Source organism: Rhizobium terrae (assembly GCF_003425685.1).
Lineage (GTDB): Bacteria > Pseudomonadota > Alphaproteobacteria > Rhizobiales > Rhizobiaceae > Neorhizobium > Neorhizobium terrae.
Genome location: NZ_QJKM01000020.1, coordinates 20,362 through 39,649, shown reverse-complemented (window position 1 = coordinate 39,649; position 19,288 = coordinate 20,362). Strand labels below are relative to the sequence as shown.

The window sequence follows — 19,288 nt, the reverse complement described above, 5'->3', positions numbered from 1 at the left end:
CCGACGAGTTGTCCACGCCGTAATGCAAGGGTGTGGAACAATGCGTGACGTAGCTGAGGCGAGCGAAGTTCTTTGGAGTTCGCCAGTCAGAGTCCGGGTCGGATATGGTTTTCCCGAGACGATCCGAGGGCCAAGAGAGGCTCTGGAATATCTTAACTGGCGTTGGCCGGTGCGTGAAGGCACCTATTATATCAGGGCTTTAAAAGAGTGCGCTGCCTGCCTGCAGCGCAATATTCCGCTCGAAAAGGTGCGCGAGACCTTCGTACTTGCAAGTATCGAAGCCAAGATGCTGTCCTGACGCCGTGCCACTCCTGCGCCGGCGAGGCCGGTCGGCGCAAGACATTGTTAAACATTCTTATTCAGAAGTTTCTTAAAAGCTTTCTCCTAAAATTGTGCGCGGCGGCGATGTTGTCGCCATAATCCTTATGAGAAGGATCGCCATGACGGCGATGATCAGTATGAAGCTCACTGTCTCCGACGCCGTAGCGGCGTGCGCGACCATAGGGTCGCTTTCCAGTATTCTTTACGTAGGGCATCTGTTCATGGCCCTGTTCTAGGCGTCTCCACCAAGGCGACGCTTATGCCGGCCAATAGATATCCGAATCGAAATCCGGCGGGATGACGGCCAATCGGCCCAGCGCGTCCGCTACATAGCCGATCTGCATGGCCAGATAGCTGATTTCGCGCGGGATGGGGATACCCGTCAGCATATGACGGTTGCGCCATGTCTCGTATCCGGCAGCTTTCAGCCGTCGCTCGGCCTCCCGCAGCACGTCGTCGCGTTTTGGATCGCGCCCCCCGTCGCACATCAAGTCGCGCATCAACCCGCGCCTTGGCAGACCTTCGTGGACTTCCGCCACGTCGGCAGGCTTCGACGGGCGGTCCGCAAGCCCGCCCTCGATCACTCTGAACCGCATATTCGCCCTCGTCTTCAATCCCGGGAACGATCCTAGTGATTCGGGACGATCTGCGCCAGAGTCCCTGCTGCATCACTGATGTGGCGAAGTACGCGGATCAGTGGTAGGATATGCATCGTTGTCAGGCGGAGGAGACGCCGGGCGGCGGACATGCGGTAAGAGGAGACCGTCATGCAGTATCTGGAATTCATCACCACGCTCAATCCCGTCGTGCTGGCGATCCTTGCGGTCGTGCTGGCCTGCGGCGCCTATGATTATTGGGCGCAGTCGAAATAGGAAGTTCCCGGCCTTCCACGAGCCCCGGCGGACGTTCAAGCCGCGCAGGCAAACGTGCGCCTTTGCGCAGCACCCGAATGCTGCTATGCATCCCGGCACTGACGGCTGCGCGGAGCATCGATTTGAACGGAAGTCTCGAATTCGAAGATACCTCGACCTCGCTGAGCGGCATGCTGCGGCAGCTGATCAGCGGCATCAGAGGCCAGTCGGTGACATTGCGCGAGCTCATGGACGCGGTGGGCGAACAAGGTCTCCTCGTCATCTGCGCCATCGCCTCCCTGCCCTTCCTCCTCCCGGTCTCGATCCCCGGCGTCAGCACCGTCTTCGGCGCGGCCATCATATTGATCAGCCTGGCGATCACGGCGAACCGCCTGCCCTGGCTGCCGAAAAGGATCCTCGACCGGCAGCTCGACACCGGCAAGCTGGTGCCCGCCCTCGAAAAGGGCGCCAACATCGTCTCTCGCCTCGACCGTTTCCTGAAGCCGCGCCTGTCGGGTTTGACCACCGGCCGGATGGTCAATCGCCTCAACGGCCTCGCCATCACGGCGGCCGGCGTGCTTCTGATGTTTCCTCTCGGCCTCGTGCCCTTTTCCAACACGCTGCCGGGCATCGCCATCCTCATGCTTTCGACCGGCATGATGCAGCGCGACGGGCTCGTCGTGCTCGGCGGTTATCTCTTCAACGTCATCACGGTGGTCTATTTCGGCGTGCTTGCCTATGCCGCCTTCAGCGCCGGCCAGGGAATCGCCTCCCTTTTTGCGTGACGTCCCTTTCGCGACTTGGCTGACGAAAGTCCGAAGCGGCGGTCGACCGGCTGTCGGTGGCCGTCACTTCTGCTGGGTCTTGCCCGCCCGCCGCCTTGCCCACCAGATCGCCGTCCTGCGCCGCTGACGCCGGACGGCGGGCAGATCGTGCGACAGGACCAGAAAACCGAGCGGCAGCATCCAGAACCCGAGGACCGGCAAGAAACCGAGGGTGCCGCCGAAAATCAGGCCCATACCGATGGCGACTCGCCCGGTTCGCGACCGCGGCATGGGTATCTGCCAGCTGCCGAGTGCCAGTTTGCCGTTTTTCGGGTCGATGCCGAATCTCGTCGCTTTCCGTTCTTCCGTCAAACTCCGTCGCTCCTTGCCGCCGCCGAAGGCCAGTCCCCCCGCATATGGGGGCTTAAACGGGGATAAAACATCCAAGTTTGATTTTTTTGCAAAAACCGCTTGGCAAAACGGCAAAGCATTTGTATTACCCGCCGCACACGCCGCCACCGAGCGGATGATCCCTGGTAGCTCAGCGGTAGAGCATTCGACTGTTAATCGACAGGTCGCCGGTTCGAATCCGGCCCGGGGAGCCAGTTTTTCGCTAGAGCGCGCCAAAAGCGCGCTCTAGCCGTCTAGGACCCTCTAAACTACGATATTCTGCTCACTCCCCTCGATGGGCTAATCGGAGTTTGTCCTAGTTTTGGCGTCCCGGTGATCGGCCGAGCGCAAGATACCAGACCGGCAGCACAACGATCATTGGTGCTCTTGATGGGAGCTGAGCCGGCGCCCACTGGATCGACCGGCGGCCACAGCGCTGCCGCCATCTCCATTCTCCACAAATGCTTCCGTCGCTATGATCTACCTTTGTCAGCGATGCTACGAATGTAGGCGCAGAACATGTCAGCCATCGCGTCGGCAAAGGCTTCTATTTCAGTCAGACTGCGTGGTGTCTCTGAAAACTCCTTACCAACAGTGCTCATCGTCGTCATGATCAGGTCGGAGGCAAGCTGCCGAGCGATATCGGTCCCGTGGGGAAGCGCTTCCCGCATAAAACTTCCGAAGATGGGAGCGCCCTCCTCCTTTGCCTCTCGGGCTTCGGGCGCATCACGATAGAGCGGAGCGGCGTCATCGAGCGCGATGCGGACCGCCGCTTCCTCGCATTCGGACCGGATAAAGGCATGAACGAGGGCCCGTAGCCGCTGAAGCGGCGATTGTGAGCGATCATCCAGAATGCGCCGCAGAAGATCCGCGGTCTGCCGCCACTCGTCGCTTTGCAATCGAAAAAGGATCGCGGCCTTGTTCGGAAAATACTGGTAGAGCGATCCGATGCTCACGCCGGCTCTTTCCGCCACCCGAGCGGTCGTGAATCTCTGCGCCCCCTCCTCTGCCAAAACCTGAACAGCAGCCTGCAAAATGGCCTGAACAAGCTCGTTCGAACGGGCCTGCTTCGGCCGTTTTCGTGAGGATATACGGGTACTTGGTTGATCAGCCATCGAGGATGCCCGGCAATGCGATTAGCGAATGCGACGATTTATTCGTATTTTCGGTTTCAGCACAAGTCGCTTTCCTGCACGGAGCTTTTCATGACCGCCCTGACGACAGAACCTCTCGCACCGCTTCTCGATCGCCTGTTTGCCGAAGCTGACGCAGCGTCGAGCCCGGGGATGGCCTCGCTTTCGCACGACGAACTTGAGCGTCTCCTGCGCAGCAAAACGGAGTATCTCGATTTATACGGGCGGCTGAAGGATCTCTGGCTCCCGGTGTCGCGCGAGACAGGCACGATGCTCTACATGCTTGCCCGCAGTTGCGGCGCAAAATCGATCGTCGAGTTCGGGACATCATTCGGTATCTCAACGCTTCACCTTGCCGCAGCGCTACGAGACAACGGTGGCGGGCGAGTGATCACCAGCGAGTTCGAGCCTTCGAAGATAGTTCGCGCGCGGCAAAACCTGGCCGACGGAGGGCTGATCGATCTTGTCGAAATCAGAGAGGGTGATGCGCTCGAGACCTTGAGTTCCGATCTTCCCGAAACGATCGATCTGCTGCTGCTCGACGGAGCCAAGTCCCTCTACCGCGAGGTCCTGGATCTGGTGGAGGACCGTCTCAGGCCGGGCGCTCTCGTCGTCGCGGACAACGCCGATGCCTGCTTGGATTACTGCCCGGACTACCTTGCCCGTGTTCGCTCAACCGCGTCCGGCTACATCTCCGTGCCTTTCGCAGACGATGTCGAACTGTCCATGCGGATGTCGTGAATCCGACGCCGCCCCCAATTCCCAAGATCGGAGAAACATCATGCGCGTGTTCGTAACAGGTGCCACCGGCTGGGTCGGCTCGGCTATCGTGGAGGAGCTTCTGAGCGCCGGCCATCGCGTCACTGGCCTTGCCCGCTCTTTCTCGAAGGCCGAACGTCTTGCCGCTGCCGGCGCCAAGGTGATCCAGGGTTCGCTGGATCACCTTGATGTTCTGCGCGAGGCCGCGTCGGCGGCAGACGCCGTCGTCCATACTGCTTTCAACCACGACTTCATTCACGCCGATTTCAACAACGGCTTCCCTAAATTCCTCGAAAGTGCCGCCCTCGACCAGCGGGTGATCGAGATCCTCGGCGGTGCCCTCGAAGGATCGAACCGGCCTCTGCTGGTTACGTCCGGCTTGTCCGGCCTGCCGCGAGGCGCCACCGAACACGATCTCCCCAGCCCGGCCGCCCCGCGAAAGTCGGAAACCGCCGCGAGAGCGCTGGCTGAACGCGGCCTCTCCGCGGCGACCGTGCGGCTTGCACCATCGGTACACGGGATCGGCGATTATGGATTTATTCCGATCCTCGTGAAGCTGGCGCGTGAGACGGGCGTATCGGCCTATATCGACGGAGGACAGAACTGCTGGTCAGGTATCCATAGGCCGGATGCGGCACGCGTCTATCGGCTCGCTCTGGAACAGGGCGTGACGGAACCGGTGTATCACGCAGTCGCCGACGAGGCTGTCCCCTTCGAGGAGATCGCCACTGTAATCGGCGGACGGCTTGGCCTTCCGGTCGAGGCACGCCCGCGGGAACACTTCGGATGGTTCGCCGCTATGGCAGGCGCAGACATGGCCGCCTCCAGCGCACGGACCCGGACATTGCTCGACTGGCAGCCTTCCGGCCCCAGCCTTCTCGCCGATCTCGATCAACCTGGCTACTACGCCCGGTAATCGCGTTCAAAGCTCTCGACGCCGCGCACGTATTTACGTCCGGCCGTAAGCGTTCACGTTAACCAACGCACCCATCGACCCATCGACCCACCGACCCGGCGATCCATCCCGCAAAACGGCGCTTTGCGCCGCCTCCCGGTCGCGGTCCCTATTCGGAGTGCGTGAGCATGCCTGCTATTCAACGGCCAGATCCGGCCTATCGCCGCGTCGTCGCCCTGACGGCCGCCTTGTTTCTATCCTATCTCACGGTCGCCATATCGCTGTCGGCCGTAACCATTCATGTCGTGCAAGGCCTCGGCCTCGACAACGCTTACGGTGGCCTCGCCGTTGGCATCGCCTTTCTGTCGACGATCCTCACGCGAGGCTGGGCCGGCGCCTTGGCCGATCGGATAGGCGGCAAGTTGTGCATGCAGCGCGGCTTGATCATCTACGCGGCCGCCGGCCTGATCTGCCTTTCGGCGAGTTGGTCCGATTTGCCGGTGATCCCAAGCTATGAACTGCTGATCATCGGCCGCCTGCTGCTCGGCCTTGGCGAGAGTGTGGCGATGGTCGGCATGATCACATGGGCTATTGGGCTGATGGGCCAGGCCCGTTCCGGCAAAGTAATGTCGCTCGTCGGCATAGGCTTGTACGGCGCCTTTGCCGTCGGCGGTCCGCTCGGCCTGGCGCTGCTCGATCGTTTCGGCTTCCGCGGGTTGATGATCGTTTGCACCGGTCTGCCGATCGTCGGCTTGATCGCGATCTCTTGGATTCCCGCGGTAGCGCCTCAGCCAGGCCACCGGGAATCGTTCTGGCGGATTATCGGCCGGATTTGGCGGCCGGGTGCCGCTGTCGGATTGCAGGGCGTCGGCTTCGCGGCGCTGGGGGCGTTCTTTTCGCTCTATTTCCTGAGTCGCGGCTGGCCCTATGCCGGTCTGGGGCTGACATTCTTCGGTGTCGGCTTCGTGCTGGTCCGCCTGCTATTCGGCCACATGCCCGATCGGTTTGGCGGCCTGCGCATCGCGGTCGTCTCTCTTGCGGTGGAAGCGGTCGGCCAATACCTGCTCTGGCTCGCGCCGGGGCCAAGCTCCGCGCTCATCGGTGCGCTGCTGACGGGCGTCGGTTGCTCGATGGTATTCCCGGCAATGGGCTCGGAGGTCGTCAAGCAGGTGCCGGCGCATCTGCGCGGCACAGCGGTCGGCGGCTTCGCAGCGTTTCAGGATCTTGCCTACGGTGCGACAGGACCGATCGTCGGGCTTCTGGCCGATGTGCGGGGTTATGCCTCGGTGTTTATGATCGGCGGTCTGTCGGCCACCCTTGGGCTCCTCCTGGTGCTGTCCATGCGACGAAATAATCAAAGTCGGCGGTGACGGGTCCAGCCAGATGGTTTCCGGGACGTCGCCAAGCCGAGCCCTATCGCCGAGCACGTGCTTCATCCCTGAGCCTTGTCACCTGCGCGACGTCGTCACCCAAGAGCTGGTCGAGCTGACCTTCGCGAACCCATTGGATGATTTGAGCTTCGATATCGGTGCCGTATTGCATCAGCTTTTCATGGTAGTGGGCGGGCAAGTAGGTGAATGCGGCAAAGCCGTCGTCATGAAGCTGGCGTGCCTCGCCGCTGGCGAAATGATAGACCTCGATGTTCATCGCATCGAGGTTTGCCTGCCGAGCGATAGCGGCGGGATCGATCAGTCGAGAGTGCATCAGGCCAACGGTCGGCACTTCAGGGATCGCTTCCTTCACCGCCTTCAGCTGGACATAATCGAATGAGGAAAACTGCAGAAGGTCGGCGCATCCCAACTCGTTGATCAGCGCCCTGAGTTTAGGGAAAAATACGTCGTTGCGGTCGTATATCTTGAGCTCGAGCTGATAAATGATGCCGAGTTCGCGGGCAAGCTGCAGGGCATCCCTGAGACGCGGAACCCGCTCTCCGGCGAATTCCTCGCTGAACCAGCTCCCGGCATCGAGCTTGGAGATTTCCGAATAGGTCATCTTCTGTACGATGCCATGACCGTTGGTGGTCCGGTCGACGGTCTTGTCGTGCATCAGCACGAGTTCGCCATCGCTCGTGATGCTGAGATCGGTCTCGCAGGTAACGAGGCGGCCTGCATATTCGAAAGCCTTCCGAAACGCGGCAAGCGTGTTTTCAGGAGCACCGGCGCTATGGCCTCGGTGGCCGCCGAGGCGCATCGTCTCAATGGTCATTCTGAGCGGATTCATTCCTATTTCCTTTTATTCAACGGAGGCGCGCATCGAGACGATCGCGCAGGTAATCGCCAAGCAGGCTGATGGACAGGGTCGTGAGAACGATGACGGCACCGGGAAAAGCGGCGAGCCACCAGGCGATCGCCAGATAGTTCCGGCCATCGGCCACCATCAGTCCCAGGCTCGTCTCGGGCGGCTGGATGCCGAGCCCGAGGAAGCTCAGGCCGCTTTCCAATAGGATGATCTCCGGGAAGTTCACGGTGAACTGCACGATGAGCGGGCCCGCAATGTTCGGCAGCATGTGACGCAAGTAAATCCGCATCGACGGAACGCCGACGATGCGGGCTGCTTCCGCATAACCCTCTTCCTTCGCGCTGATGACGAGGCCGCGCGTCAGTCGCGCATAGCGTTCCCAGCTCGCCAAGCCAACGAGAAAGACGAACAGCAGCGGGCTGGTCCCGAACAGGGCAAGGACGCTGAGAGCGATGATGATGAAAGGCACCGCCGCCATCGCGTCGGCGAAGCCCATGACGGCATTGTCCACCCAACCGCCAAAATGGGCGGCGAGCAGGCCGAGACTCGTTCCGAGCAGGGCGCAGATCACCGATCCGAGCAGTGCAATCATCAAGGTCGTCTGGGTGGCGGCCAATAGGTTGCTGACGACATCTCGTCCCAGATAGTCGGTGCCGAGGAGATGCGCGGTAGACACGAAAGGCCGTGCGAACCGTGCCAGCGGGTCCTGATGCGTGTAATCGTAAGGTGCCGACCATTGGGCCGTGATGCCGACGATGACCACGATGGCGATCCATGCGCAGCACAGCCAGATGCTGGCCGGCATACGGTTGAACGGAGCCCACGCCGTGCTCCGGAGCGGGCGGGATGATGTCGCCGCCGTCATGTCAATGCTTCCTGATCTTCGGATTGAGAACCGCGTAGAGGACGTCGACGGTCAGGTTGATGGCGACCATGAAGACCGTGAACAGGACGATCATCGCCTGCACGACGGGCAGGTCGCCGGTGTTTGTTGCATTCACGAAGCCGCTGCCGAGGCCGGGCCATGCAAATACAGGCTCGATCAGTGCCGAGCCGCCGAGCAGGCCACCGGCGACGAAGCCGAGTGTCGTCACCATGGGGATCGCCGCATTCGGAAGCGCGTGACGAAGGATGATCTCCCAGGGCGGGATGCCGTCGGCGCGGGCGGCCGCGATATAGGGCTGACCGAGGACATCGATCAAGGTCGAGCGCATAAAGCGCGCCACGGCGGCGGCATTGAACAGAGCGAAGGTCGCGATGGGCAGGACCGCATGGCTCCAGGTCGAACTGCCCGAGCTCGGCAAAACACGGAGCCAAACCGCGAAGACAAAGATAAAGACCAGGCCGAGCAGGAAATTCGGAACGCTGTAACCCACGACCGCAGCGGCCATGACGCCTTTGTCGACTGCGGACTCACGCCGCATCGCCGCAAGGATTCCGGCCGGTATGCCGATCAGAATGCTCACGATGAAGGCCGACACGGTTACGATCAGCGTCTTGGGGATCCGCTCGCTGACGACGGTGAAAACCTCACGGCCGTCCGCGAACGAGATTCCGAAATCGCCACGAAGGACGTTGGCGACGTAGTACAGGTATTGTTCCAAGATCGACCGATCCAAACCCCACTTGGCATTGAAAGCGGCCAGGGCTTCAGGACCGGCGTTGTCGGACAGCATCTGCTGGGCGGGGTCGCCCGTCAGACGCAGAACGATGAAGACGAGCGTGACAGTGAACACGAGTACCGCGACGGCCCGCATCAGGCGGGCAAGAATAAATGCCGTCATAGCGCCGTCTCCTTCTGCGGCGTCCTGTCGACCCGCGGCACCGTTTCAATCTGCGGCGCGATCGATTGAGGAAACTCGTCGGCACGATGACATGCGGCATGCTGGCCGGCGCCGTGAACTCGGATTGGGCGGAGTTCGGGTATTTCCGTGGCGCACCTGTCGATTGCGAAGGGACAGCGTAACCGGAAGGCGCACCCTTGCGACACTTTCGATGCGTCGAGTTCCCCCTTGATAGGCGGCTCGATATTGCGGATCCTCGGGTCCATGGTCGGCACGGAGGCGAGAAGCGCTCGCGTGTAGGGATGCCGAGGCCATTCGTAGACGGACCTGATGCCGCCGGTCTCGACGACGCGGCCGAGATACATGACGGCGATACGGTCGACGAGATGGCGGACGATGCGCAGGTCGTGCGTGATGAAAACGTAGGCGAGATCGAGCTCCTGCCAAAGCTCTCGCAAAAGTGCGACGACCTGGGCCTGAACCGATACGTCGAGTGCGGATACCGCCTCGTCGAAAACGGCCAGTTTCGGGTCGAGGACCAGAGCTCGGGCAATCACAACACGCTGTCGCTGGCCGCCCGACATCTGGTGAGGATAGCGGCTCATCATCGCGCTCGACAGGCCGACGCGCTCGAACATTGCGGCGACGCGTTCATAAGCCCCGGCCCGGCCGGTGACATGGTGGACAAGCAGCCCTTCGGCGACCTGTTGCCCGACGGTCATCTGCGGATTGAGAGCGGAGAGCGGGTTCTGCTGCACCAGGGAGGTGCGCATCCGAAACGCCTTCCAATCCCGCGCCTGGCGCTGCTTGTGATTGACGCCTTCGAACCACACGTCGCCCCGCGTAGGTTCCGTCAAACCAAGCAGAAGCCGGCCGAGCGTCGACTTCCCACTTCCGGATTCGCCGACAATCCCGATCCGCTCCCGTGATGCGAGCTCCAGGCTGATCGAGTTCACCGCGAGCTGAATGGTGGGGCTCGCGAAGAGCCCGGTTTTGTGGCGGAATGCCTTGGCGAGACCGCTGGCTTTAAGGAGAGGTGTGCTCATGAGACCATCGGGTGATAACAGGAGGCCTCGTGGACGAAGCCGATATTGGCGGGCTCCGGGAAACGAGCCAAGCACTCGCCGCTCGCGCGCGAACAGCGCGGATGGAAGTGACATCCCGCCGGAAGGCTATCGAGAAGCGGCACGGATCCAGGGATAGCGGCCGGCGGTTCGAGATCTTCGGGATCGATGCTCGGCATGCAATCGATCAGAGCGAGCGCGTACGGATGTGCCGGCCGATCGAGCAGTTCGGCGACGGGTGCCGTTTCGACGATCTTGCCGCAATACATCACGGCAGCCTTGTCAGCGAGACGCGCGATGACGCCGAGATCGTGGGACACGATCATCAAGGACATACCGGTCTCGGCTTTCAACTCTTCGAGCAGATGCAGGATCTGGGCCTGCATGGTGACGTCGAGTGCCGTGGTCGGCTCGTCGGCGATCAGCAGCTGGGGCCTGGCCGCGAGCGCGTGGGCGATCATGACGCGCTGGTTCATGCCGCCGGAAAGCTGATGTGGATAGGCACGCAGCCGGCTCCTGGCGCGGTCGATGCCGACGCGCTCCAGAAGTCGCATCGCTTCCATCCGGGCATCCCTGCCCTTCAGCCCCTGGTGGCGGTAGAGCGCCGACTCCAGATAATAACCGATCGTGTGGACGGGATTGAGACTGCTGGTCGGATCCTGAAAGATCATGGCGACCTTCGGGACGGCCGGCTTGCCGGTCCCTGGACCACCGGGTTCGAAGGTCACGCTGCCGCCTGTGCGCGCGATGCCACGCGGAAGCATGTTGGCGACGGCATAACAGGTCATGCTCTTGCCGCAGCCGGATTCGCCGACAAGGCCAAGCGTCTGGCCGGCCTCCAGAGAGAAGCTGATGCCGTCGAGGATTTTTATGTTCCGCGCCGGGATCTCGACGACGAGGTCCCGGACGGTCAGGAGTTTGGACATGACTGTTCTCCAGACGCTGCGCGCACGAATGCGCGCAGCAGGTCGCTGGATTGTCGTTACTTGAAGCTGAGGTTGTTGCGGAATTCCATCATCTCGAAGCTGATCGGCCTCCAGTTGACGTCCTTGCGGGCGGCATAGACGTCGAAAGGCTGGTAGAGGATAACGGCCGGTGCTTCTTCCTCGAAGATGTCGCGCAGGCGATTGTAGGCGTCGAACCGCTCCTTGCCTTCAGGCATTTGCGATACCTTCGTGCACAGCTCGTTGAATTCCGCCGGCGCCTTCCAACCCCATCGCTTCTGGACCTGGCCCTTGGGTCCGAATTCCGGAACGATGGTGGCGTAGGCGTCGGTCATCCACTGGCCGTTGGACCAGTTCCTCATGTAGCTGTCCTGGTCCTTCGGTGCCGCACCCGGAGCGTAGACCTTCGGCACGACGTTGACGCCGATCTGCTTCCACATCTCGATCATCATCATCAATGCGGGAATGGCGTTGGCGTAGTAGTTGCCCATCGTGTGGTAGGTGATCGGCGTACCGTCGTAGCCGCTCTCCTTCACCAGGCGCTTGGCCTCCTCGACATTGTATTCCATGGGGCGCCGGTTCGGATCGAAGGTCTTGCCATAGTTCGGGAAGTTGAAGCCGTTCGGAATGGACGCCTTGTTCTGCCAGAGGGATTGAACGATCAGCGGGCGATTGACCGCAAGCGCCAGTGCCCGCCGCAGCGTCTTCGACTGGAAGATCGGCTGGTTCATGTTGAAGGTGAACATGTGGAAATTCTCAACGATATTTCCGCGCGTCTCCAGGTCGGGGTAACCGTTTATGAGGTTCATGTCGTCGGGCGTCAGCGTCGTGATGATATCGTATTCGCCGCTGATCAGTCCGGCGACCCGCGTCGCCGGCTCCGCAACGAGCTGATAGGTGATTTTCGATGCGGCCGGCTTGAGACCCCAATAATCGTCGTTGGCTTCGACGACGACACGGTCGTTGGCGACGAATTCGACGAACTTATACGGGCCTGTTCCGATCGGCTTGGTGCCGAAAGCGACCGTTCCAAGCTTCTTGTAATATTCCTTGGGAACGATGCGGCCCATCCAGGATGCAACGTAGGACTCGGTCAGAGCGGTAGGAGTCCTGGTGCGCAGCACCACCGTGTACCTATCTTCGACGACGGGCTCTTCGAAGTCGAGCGAGTAGGAGCCGCCGAGCGGGATCGTCTTGATCGCTTCCGGACCCCACAACCGTTCCGAGGAGAACGTGTAGGCGACATCTTCTGCCGTCATTTCGACGCCGTTATGGAACATGACCTTCTGGCGCAGCTTGAAACGCACCGACTTGTCGTCGATCCGCTCCCACCTCTCTGCCAGCGCAGGCATCAGATCAATGCCGTTGCCCGGTGCGCCCTTGCCGAAAAAGTCGCGCACGATCAGCGTGTCGAAAATCTGATTGACGATGCGGGGGCCGACATTGCTGATGGCGTTGATGGGTTCCAGCGTAACCGGAATCCCATTGACACCGATCCTCAATGCGCGCCGTTCCGCTGCGAAGGCAAACCCGGCACCCGCGGTCGAAGCAAGTGCCGCGACGCTTGCGCCGATCATGAACTTTCTACGGTTGGTCTTGAGCATCTGTTGTCTCCTGGTTGGAAGATGCTGTTGATGGGAACTTTGATTTGCCTAGTTCGCGATGAGGAACTTCTTCCGCAGCTTCTCGGGCGCTGCGTCGATGATGGATCTCGTGCCGAAGTCGGTCACGATGACGCCGACGTCTTCGATCTTCGCGACGACGGAGAGGCTGGATTTTGTGAACTTCGAGTGATCGGCCACGACGATCACTCGCCTCGACACCTCGATCATGGCGCGAGCAACGCTCGCATTCATGGGCGAAACCGTGCAGATCAATCCGCGGTCGACGTCGATTGACGCGGCGTTGAGAATGAGCTTGTCGACATTGAACTGGCGGATGAACTGCTCCGCCAACGGCCCACGGAAGGACCGGTTCGTCTCGGTATATTCGCCGCCGACCGAATAGATGTTCTGTCCATCGAAACGCGTTAGTTCGGCAACGATGTCGAGACCGTTCGAAATGAACGTAAGGCTGCTTCGTCCGGTCAGCTTCTTGGCAACTTCCAGCGCGGTGGTGCCGGCATCGAGAAGCACCGTGTCCCCATCGGCAACCATCCCCGCAACGACCGTGGCTATGGCGGCCTTTTCAGCCTGTTTCCAGACCAGGCGGGCCGCATTCGTCGTGTCCAGCGCGACCTGGTTGAGGTTGACAGCGCCGCCATGGGTCCGGCGCAGCAGTCCGGCCTCTTCGAGTTCACCGAGGTCACGGCGAACAGTCGCCACCGAAATATCGAAACGTTCCGTCAAAGTGCGGATGTCGACGAAATTCTGCTCGCGCAGCAGTTCGACGATTTTCGCCTGACGATCTTCCGCCTGAGTCAGCACCGGCTCGCTCCATGTTGTCATTTGACGGATATCGCTCAATTGCTTGAGCGATATCTATCTTTGATGAATGACAACCATGTGACGAAAATCCCACCGTAGTGGGAGCCGACTACGTTAGAAATTGCTTACAAGCACACAAGGAATGATCGAAATCGATCACGCATCCTATCTATCGGATCTTGCGCGGATTATTGCAAGTGCCACCGCATAAAGACATCGAGGCGCTTGCCGCGGAAATCGACGAGGCGGCTCGGAAGTCTATCTCAGGTCCGATGCGGGATATGTCGGCTCCCCTTGAGCCGTTTCGATCATCGGAACGTGGACCTTTTTCCTTTGCGCGGCGGTCAATTTATAAGGTAGCCGGAGATATCGGAGGAGGGTTACGGACGCCCCCCAGGTCAAACGAGAGCATGGAATCCGGCGATCGATCGCTATGGTCGTCACATTGCTCCCGGTCTTGAATGGGCGGCCGGCGCACAGACAACATTGGGACGGATCATGACATTCCATGCAGACCATGCGGTCGGCATCCTGTTCGTCGGGATCGGCGGCATCGCCGTCTATCTCGGCCTGGATTACGGCTTCGGCAGCCTTTCGGAAATGGGGCCTGGCGCGCTCCCCGTGCTGCTCGGCACGACGCTCTTCATCTTCGGCGTCGCGCTCATTTTGCAGACCACAATGGCAAATGCCGGCGCGGCGGCAACCGCCCTCATCCCGCGTGGAGAAATCAGGCCTTTCCTGACGATCCTCGCGGCTCTGCTGGTCTTCGGCCTGCTGATCGATCGCCTCGGACTGCTGCCCGGCGTCGCGGCGCTCGTCGGAATCGGCTGGCTTGCGGATAAACGCGGCCGAGCCAGGGAACTGCCGATCCTCGTCCTGGCGATCGTCGCCGTCATCCTCGGAATTTTCCACATCGGCCTGGGCATTCCCTTCCATCTCTTCGACTGGAGCTTCTGACGTGCCGGATTTCGTTTCGTCCATCGCTCTCGGTCTGCAGGTCGCAGCCAGTATCGACAATCTCTTCTATTGCCTTCTCGGCGTGACGCTCGGAACCGCAATCGGCGTGCTGCCGGGCGTCGGCCCGATCATCACCATCTCGCTGCTCCTGCCCTTGACCTTCGGCCTGCCGCCGGAGGGTTCGGTGATCCTGCTCGCCGGCATCTATTACGGCGCCGCTTATGGCGGATCGACGACCTCGATCCTGCTCAATCTGCCCGGCGAAGCCTCCTCGGCCGTCACCTGTCTCGACGGCTACCAGATGGCGCGGCAGGGCCGAGCGGGCTCGGCACTCGCCATCGCCGCGCTCGGCTCCTTCTTCGCCGGTACCGTCGGCACGCTGCTGATCGCGCTCGCCGCACCCGCCATGGCCTCCGTCGCGGCAAAGTTCGGCTCGGCGGAATATGCCGCCCTCGTCTTCTGCGCGCTCATCGCCACCGCCTCGATCGCCAAGGGCGGTTTCATCAAAGGCATCGGCTCGGCAGTACTCGGCGTGCTTCTCGGACTTGCCGGCGCCGACGTCGCTTCCGGCGTCTTCCGCTTCACCTTCGGAATCGCCGAGTTGCGCGACGGCATCGATTTCGCGGTGCTCGCAGTCGGCCTCTTCGCGGTTTCGGAAATCATCACAACGATCGGCAGCACGGCGACGCCGGAACTCGTCACCTCGAAAGTGGGGCGTCTGTGGCCAAGCCGCGAGGAATTTCGCCTGGCCTGGCCGGCAGCGCTGCGCGGCACCGCCCTCGGCTCGTTCCTCGGCATGTTACCGGGCGCCGGCCTCGCGATGAGTTCGTTCTCCGCCTACATGGTGGAAAAAAGCATCTCGAAACAGCCCGGTCGTTTCGGCAGCGGCGCGGTGGAAGGTGTCGCGGCTCCCGAAGCGGCCAACAATGCCGCCTCGCAGACCGCCTTCATCCCGACCCTCATGCTCGGCGTGCCCGGCAGCCCGGTCATGGCGCTCTTCCTCGGCGCGCTGCTGATCCAGGGCGTCAATCCGGGGCCGAGCATGATCACCAACAATCCGCAGCTCTTCTGGGGGCTGGTCGGTTCGATGTGGATCGGCAACCTGATGCTGGTCATCCTCAACCTGCCGCTGATCGGGCTCTGGGTGAAGCTGCTCACCGTGCCCTATCACTGGCTCTACCTCTTCGTCCTCGCGTTCGCCTGCGTCGGCGTCTATTCGATCGGCTTCTCGTCGCTGCAGATCCTGACGCTCGTCATCTTCGGGGCCGTCGGTTATCTCCTGAAGCGGGCCGACTGCAGCCTCGCCATGTTCATTCTCGGCTTCGTGCTCGGGCCGATGTTCGAGGAGAATTTCAGGCGCGCCCTGTCGCTCTCGCGCGGCGACCCGATGACCTTCATCAACCGCCCGATCAGCCTGACCTTCGTGGTGCTCGGCATCGCCATCCTGCTCGCCGCCACCACGTCCTTCGTACGAAAGGGTGCGCAGGAAGCGGCGGATTGAGGCAGGGCTCGATCGTCCTCCCAAGACGAAGAGACCGGGACATCGAAGGATGTCCCGGCCGCAAGCCCTTGTCGAACGCGAACAATGGCGTTACCGGCGCAGAGTTCGAAACAGCGCGCCAAGGTCATCGACCTCGTCGAGATTGAGCAGAGAAGCGGCCAGTTCCTCGCCGGCCGCTTGCGAGATCACGCCGCGGACATTTGCCCGGAACTTCCGGAGGTACCCCTCCCGCGTGATCGGATTGCGGCGGGTTCCCGGCATGTCATCGATGGTATGGGAAAACTCGCGCCCATCCTTCATGCGGATCGTCACCGCCGCGCGCGAGCGGCTGATATCGGCAGCCGCTACCATGTCCGGCCGGTGGACCACCCGGTCGGCCACGGCATTGATGACCGGATGGGCAAGGCTCTCCGGCGCATAGGCATCCTTGTCCATCCGGCCGAGCACCAGCGCCTCGGCAACGGTGTGCTGCAGGCTGATGCGCCCATGCCACGAGGTGCGCGGCCGGCGCTTTTCCTCGGCCGGTTCGCAGACGGTCGCGAAGGACCGGGGCATGATATCGCAGTATATGACCTCCACGTCCTCCGGCTTGATGCCGTGGGCATCGCGAAGTGCGATCGTCGCGGCGATGAACGGGATCATCGTATAGGCGCAAGGATGTGCCTTGGAGGCAATGTTGAGTACCTCCCATCGTTCGCCGAGTTCATCCGTCAGGGCCGAGAACCGAAATTCCGGACGGGACTGGAAATAGCTCCCGAACCAGCCGAACTTGCCCTCGAAGACCGGATGCGGGCCGGAAATGCCCTGGCTTGCCAGCGCCGCGGCGCGGATCGCCGCCGAGGCCGCCATGCCGACATGCAGGGTTTTGGTGGACGTGCCGTCCTCGAAGGAAGCGATCGAGCCCGCCGACAGGCTAGCGGCCGCGCCGATCGCATCGACGGTTTGCTCGACCGAAAAGCGTCGAAGATGCGCCAGCCCCCAAACTGCGCCGAAAACACCGTAGACTGAGCTCGGATGAAAACCCACTTCGTGCATCCGGATCGGCGAGACCAGACCGAGGCGACACAGCAGTTCACTGCCGATGAGCAAAGCCTCGACGAGGTTCCTGCCCGAAAGGCCGAGCCGCTCGCATTCCGGCAGCAGAGCCGACAGCACGACGCCGGTCGGGTGGATGTTCGACTGGATATGGGTGTCGTCGAATTCCAGAACGGACGACAGGACGCCGTTGACGAACGCGGCAGCGGCGGGGGTCATCGATGCGGCGTCGGTTACCGAAAATGCGCTCCCCCGCCCACCGTCCGACTCCGTCATCGCGCGTTTTGCGGCCGACACGACTTCAAGACCGCTCGAGGCGATCATGACGCCGATCACGTCCAGGATCCGCAGCCTGGTATTCTCCAAGACGGCCTCGGGAACGGCATCGAACGAAAATCCCGTCATCCATTCGGCGGCGGCGGCGCTGAGGGTCGGGGTGGCGGAACGCCTGTCGAGCATGGGTCGATCCTTGTCTCTTACATGAAAACGATACGCGCCAGCAGATGGCGCGTATCGGGTATGGCGGTCATTATCCGGACGGCTCGGGCGGTTATTTCTTGTTGAGATCCATGCTCTTCAGGAGCTCGCCGAAATAGGCATATTCCGCCTCCAGTTCCTGCTGCAGCTGTACGCCGGTGCGGAAACGGGGCGAGAAGCCGGCACGGGTGAGAGCGGCGCGGAATTCCGGGCTGCCATCGGCATCCTTCAACGCTTTCTCGATCATCGCGACCAGTTCCTTCGGGGTGCCGGCAGGGGCCATGACCGCCTGCCAGCCGCCGGAGCGGATGTCCTTCAAGCCCACTTCCCTGAACGTCGGGACATTCGGAAAATCCGGCAGGCGCGCTTCGCCCGGCACGGCGATCGGCACGAGCTTGCCCTCCCGTGACGGCGGAATGACCATTGCGTCGATCACGAACTGTACGTCGCCGGAAAGCAGCGCCTGGACTGCCTGCGATGCGCCGCTATAGGGAATATGCCGCGCATTGACGCCGGCGCTGCGCAGGAAATCGACACCGATGATATGGCCGGTCGAACCGACGCCGACCGAGGCGTAGTTCAGGACGCCCGGATTGGCTTTTCCATAGGCAACCAGTTCCTGGTAGTTTTTCACCCCGAGACCCGGCGGTACGCTCAGCATGCGCACGGATTCGCTGACATTGGCAATGGCGACGAAATCCTTGAGCGGGTCGAAGCCGATCTTGGTGATATGCGGCGCGGTTGTGAAGATGGCGCTGCCGGCGAGAAGCAGCGTCGCTCCGTCCGGCTTGGCGCGGGCCGCCTTTTCCGTGCCGATCGTGCCGCTGGCGCCGCCGATATTCTCGATGACCACCGTCGTCTTCAGGCGCCTGCTGATCTCCTCCGCGATCATGCGGCCGGTGATGTCGCCGCCACCGCCCGGCGCATAGGGCACGATCATGCGCACCGTCGGAATGGGATACTGGTCTGCCGCCCAGACGCCCGCCGCATTTGCCAGCACGGCGGTCAACGCGGCCAGTCCATTCCTCATCCATCTTTTCCAGGCAGCCATAAACCCCTCCCTCAAGCATGGCGTTTCCAGTGATCCCATCCTGACAGCCGTTCTCCTCGATTGCAAAAAATTGCCCGGAGCGTTTCGAACAGTGGAATTGAAAACCAAGGCTACCAGACGAAACGGGCCGAACCCACTATGCCGTCGGAAGCGCGGTCGGGCGAAATGGATTTTAGTGGAGAAATGAACATGAGGAAGTACTTCGAGGATTTCGTGGTCGGGCAATCCTGGGAAAGCGCCAGCATCACGCTGTCCGAGGAGGATATCATCCGTTTTGCCCGGGAATACGATCCGCAGCCCATGCATACCGATCCGGCGGCAGCGGCAAACGGTCGGTTCGGCGGTCTGATCGCCAGCGGTTGGCAGGTGACGGCGCTTTCGATGAAGCTCTTCGTCGAAAGCGGCGCCTACGGCGAAACGCCGATGGTCGGCATGGGGATAGACGAGCTGAGATGGCGCAAGCCCGTGCGGCCGGGCGACACGTTGAGCGTCCTGCGCGAGGTCGCTGCGCTCGAAAGGTCGGAGAAAAAGCCGGGCTACGGCATCGTCAAGACGCGCGTCAGCGTCAGGAACCAGGATGGTGACGTGGTGATGAGCATGATCTCGCTCGGTCAGGTACCGGCCCGGCCGGCCGCAGACGTCATTCCAGAAGTCACTCCGCCCCGTTGAGACAGCCTCGTGAAACCTGTCTGGCGGGC

20 protein-coding genes and 1 tRNA gene are annotated in these 19,288 nt (G+C 61.6%); 9 read left to right on the top strand and 12 right to left on the bottom strand.

The genetic code is table 11. The features are described from left to right. Positions 1–40: 40 nt before the first annotated feature. A complete protein-coding gene (locus DMO26_RS33905) occupies positions 41–298 on the top strand; it encodes a DUF982 domain-containing protein (RefSeq protein ID WP_162895090.1) in 258 nt (85 codons plus the stop codon). Between the two features lie 280 nt (positions 299–578). Here DMO26_RS33905 and DMO26_RS28120 read toward each other — a convergent pair whose 3' ends face one another. Continuing rightward, positions 579–917, bottom strand: a complete 339-nt coding sequence (locus DMO26_RS28120) for a hypothetical protein (RefSeq protein ID WP_226951448.1) — start codon at positions 915–917, stop codon at positions 579–581. 446 nt (positions 918–1,363) lie between these two features. Here DMO26_RS28120 and DMO26_RS28115 point away from each other — a divergent pair, with 446 nt between their 5' ends. Then, positions 1,364–1,957 (top strand): exopolysaccharide biosynthesis protein, encoded by a 594-nt coding sequence (locus DMO26_RS28115; protein WP_117195688.1) that lies wholly within the window; start codon positions 1,364–1,366, stop codon positions 1,955–1,957. Between the two features lie 63 nt (positions 1,958–2,020). On the opposite strand, the gene DMO26_RS28110 is transcribed toward DMO26_RS28115, so the two are convergent. Further along, positions 2,021–2,308: a hypothetical protein gene (locus DMO26_RS28110; RefSeq protein ID WP_226951447.1), complete on the bottom strand. Its 288-nt coding sequence runs from the start codon at positions 2,306–2,308 to the stop codon at positions 2,021–2,023. A gap of 158 nt (positions 2,309–2,466) precedes the next feature. Here DMO26_RS28110 and DMO26_RS28105 point away from each other — a divergent pair. Continuing rightward, positions 2,467–2,541: transfer RNA gene (locus DMO26_RS28105), tRNA-Asn, on the top strand. A 258-nt stretch (positions 2,542–2,799) separates the two neighbouring features. Here the strand turns inward: DMO26_RS28105 and DMO26_RS28100 are convergent. Then, the gene (locus DMO26_RS28100) at positions 2,800–3,441 is read right to left on the bottom strand and encodes a TetR family transcriptional regulator (RefSeq protein WP_117195628.1); all 642 of its coding nucleotides are present in this window, start codon (positions 3,439–3,441) and stop codon (positions 2,800–2,802) included. Between the two features lie 90 nt (positions 3,442–3,531). Here DMO26_RS28100 and DMO26_RS28095 point away from each other — a divergent pair, with 90 nt between their 5' ends. From DMO26_RS28095 to DMO26_RS28085, 3 genes are all read left to right on the top strand, one after another. Continuing rightward, positions 3,532–4,200, top strand: a complete 669-nt coding sequence (locus DMO26_RS28095; protein WP_117195686.1) for an O-methyltransferase — start codon at positions 3,532–3,534, stop codon at positions 4,198–4,200. A gap of 40 nt (positions 4,201–4,240) precedes the next feature. Next, positions 4,241–5,134 (top strand): SDR family oxidoreductase, encoded by an 894-nt coding sequence (locus tag DMO26_RS28090; RefSeq protein ID WP_117195627.1) that lies wholly within the window; start codon positions 4,241–4,243, stop codon positions 5,132–5,134. Between the two features lie 167 nt (positions 5,135–5,301). Continuing rightward, a complete protein-coding gene (locus DMO26_RS28085) occupies positions 5,302–6,483 on the top strand; it encodes an MFS transporter (RefSeq protein ID WP_117195626.1) in 1,182 nt (393 codons plus the stop codon). A gap of 43 nt (positions 6,484–6,526) precedes the next feature. On the opposite strand, the gene DMO26_RS28080 is transcribed toward DMO26_RS28085, so the two are convergent. Genes DMO26_RS28080 through DMO26_RS28050 form a run of 7 tightly spaced genes read right to left on the bottom strand, consistent with a single transcriptional unit; the run spans position 6,527 to position 13,590 of the window. After that, positions 6,527–7,333 (bottom strand): glycerophosphodiester phosphodiesterase family protein, encoded by an 807-nt coding sequence (locus DMO26_RS28080; RefSeq protein ID WP_117195625.1) that lies wholly within the window; start codon positions 7,331–7,333, stop codon positions 6,527–6,529. A gap of 16 nt (positions 7,334–7,349) precedes the next feature. Further along, on the bottom strand, positions 7,350–8,216 hold the full coding sequence (locus tag DMO26_RS28075) for an ABC transporter permease (protein ID WP_117195624.1): 867 nt from the start codon (positions 8,214–8,216) through the stop codon (positions 7,350–7,352). A 1-nt stretch (position 8,217) separates the two neighbouring features. Beyond that, on the bottom strand, positions 8,218–9,135 hold the full coding sequence (locus DMO26_RS28070; RefSeq protein ID WP_117195623.1) for an ABC transporter permease: 918 nt from the start codon (positions 9,133–9,135) through the stop codon (positions 8,218–8,220). Next, the gene (locus tag DMO26_RS28065) at positions 9,132–10,181 is read right to left on the bottom strand and encodes an oligopeptide/dipeptide ABC transporter ATP-binding protein (RefSeq protein WP_117195622.1); all 1,050 of its coding nucleotides are present in this window, start codon (positions 10,179–10,181) and stop codon (positions 9,132–9,134) included. Before DMO26_RS28065 ends, DMO26_RS28070 begins: the two co-directional genes overlap by 4 nt. After that, on the bottom strand, positions 10,178–11,125 hold the full coding sequence (locus DMO26_RS28060) for an ABC transporter ATP-binding protein (protein ID WP_162895088.1): 948 nt from the start codon (positions 11,123–11,125) through the stop codon (positions 10,178–10,180). The genes DMO26_RS28065 and DMO26_RS28060 overlap by 4 nt, the downstream gene beginning before the upstream one ends. Before the next feature lie 56 nt (positions 11,126–11,181). Further along, positions 11,182–12,747: an ABC transporter substrate-binding protein gene (locus DMO26_RS28055; protein WP_117195621.1), complete on the bottom strand. Its 1,566-nt coding sequence runs from the start codon at positions 12,745–12,747 to the stop codon at positions 11,182–11,184. A gap of 48 nt (positions 12,748–12,795) precedes the next feature. Then, positions 12,796–13,590, bottom strand: a complete 795-nt coding sequence (locus tag DMO26_RS28050) for a DeoR/GlpR family DNA-binding transcription regulator (RefSeq protein ID WP_117195620.1) — start codon at positions 13,588–13,590, stop codon at positions 12,796–12,798. Between the two features lie 477 nt (positions 13,591–14,067). Here DMO26_RS28050 and DMO26_RS28045 point away from each other — a divergent pair, with 477 nt between their 5' ends. Together DMO26_RS28045 and DMO26_RS28040 are read left to right on the top strand one after the other, a co-directional pair. After that, positions 14,068–14,526, top strand: coding sequence for a tripartite tricarboxylate transporter TctB family protein (locus DMO26_RS28045; RefSeq protein WP_117195619.1), 459 nt, complete (start codon positions 14,068–14,070; stop codon positions 14,524–14,526). A 1-nt stretch (position 14,527) separates the two neighbouring features. After that, complete coding sequence (locus DMO26_RS28040) at positions 14,528–16,027, top strand: tripartite tricarboxylate transporter permease (protein ID WP_117195618.1); 1,500 nt, start codon at positions 14,528–14,530, stop codon at positions 16,025–16,027. Positions 16,028–16,117: 90 nt separating this feature from the next. Here the strand turns inward: DMO26_RS28040 and DMO26_RS28035 are convergent, their stop codons facing one another. Together DMO26_RS28035 and DMO26_RS28030 are read right to left on the bottom strand one after the other, a co-directional pair. Then, a complete protein-coding gene (locus DMO26_RS28035) occupies positions 16,118–17,521 on the bottom strand; it encodes an MmgE/PrpD family protein (protein WP_117195617.1) in 1,404 nt (467 codons plus the stop codon). Between the two features lie 91 nt (positions 17,522–17,612). Continuing rightward, on the bottom strand, positions 17,613–18,569 hold the full coding sequence (locus DMO26_RS28030; RefSeq protein ID WP_162895087.1) for a Bug family tripartite tricarboxylate transporter substrate binding protein: 957 nt from the start codon (positions 18,567–18,569) through the stop codon (positions 17,613–17,615). A 210-nt stretch (positions 18,570–18,779) separates the two neighbouring features. Between DMO26_RS28030 and DMO26_RS28025 the strand changes: the two genes are divergently transcribed. Further along, on the top strand, positions 18,780–19,259 hold the full coding sequence (locus tag DMO26_RS28025) for a MaoC family dehydratase (protein ID WP_117195615.1): 480 nt from the start codon (positions 18,780–18,782) through the stop codon (positions 19,257–19,259). The last annotated feature ends 29 nt before the right edge of the window (positions 19,260–19,288 follow it).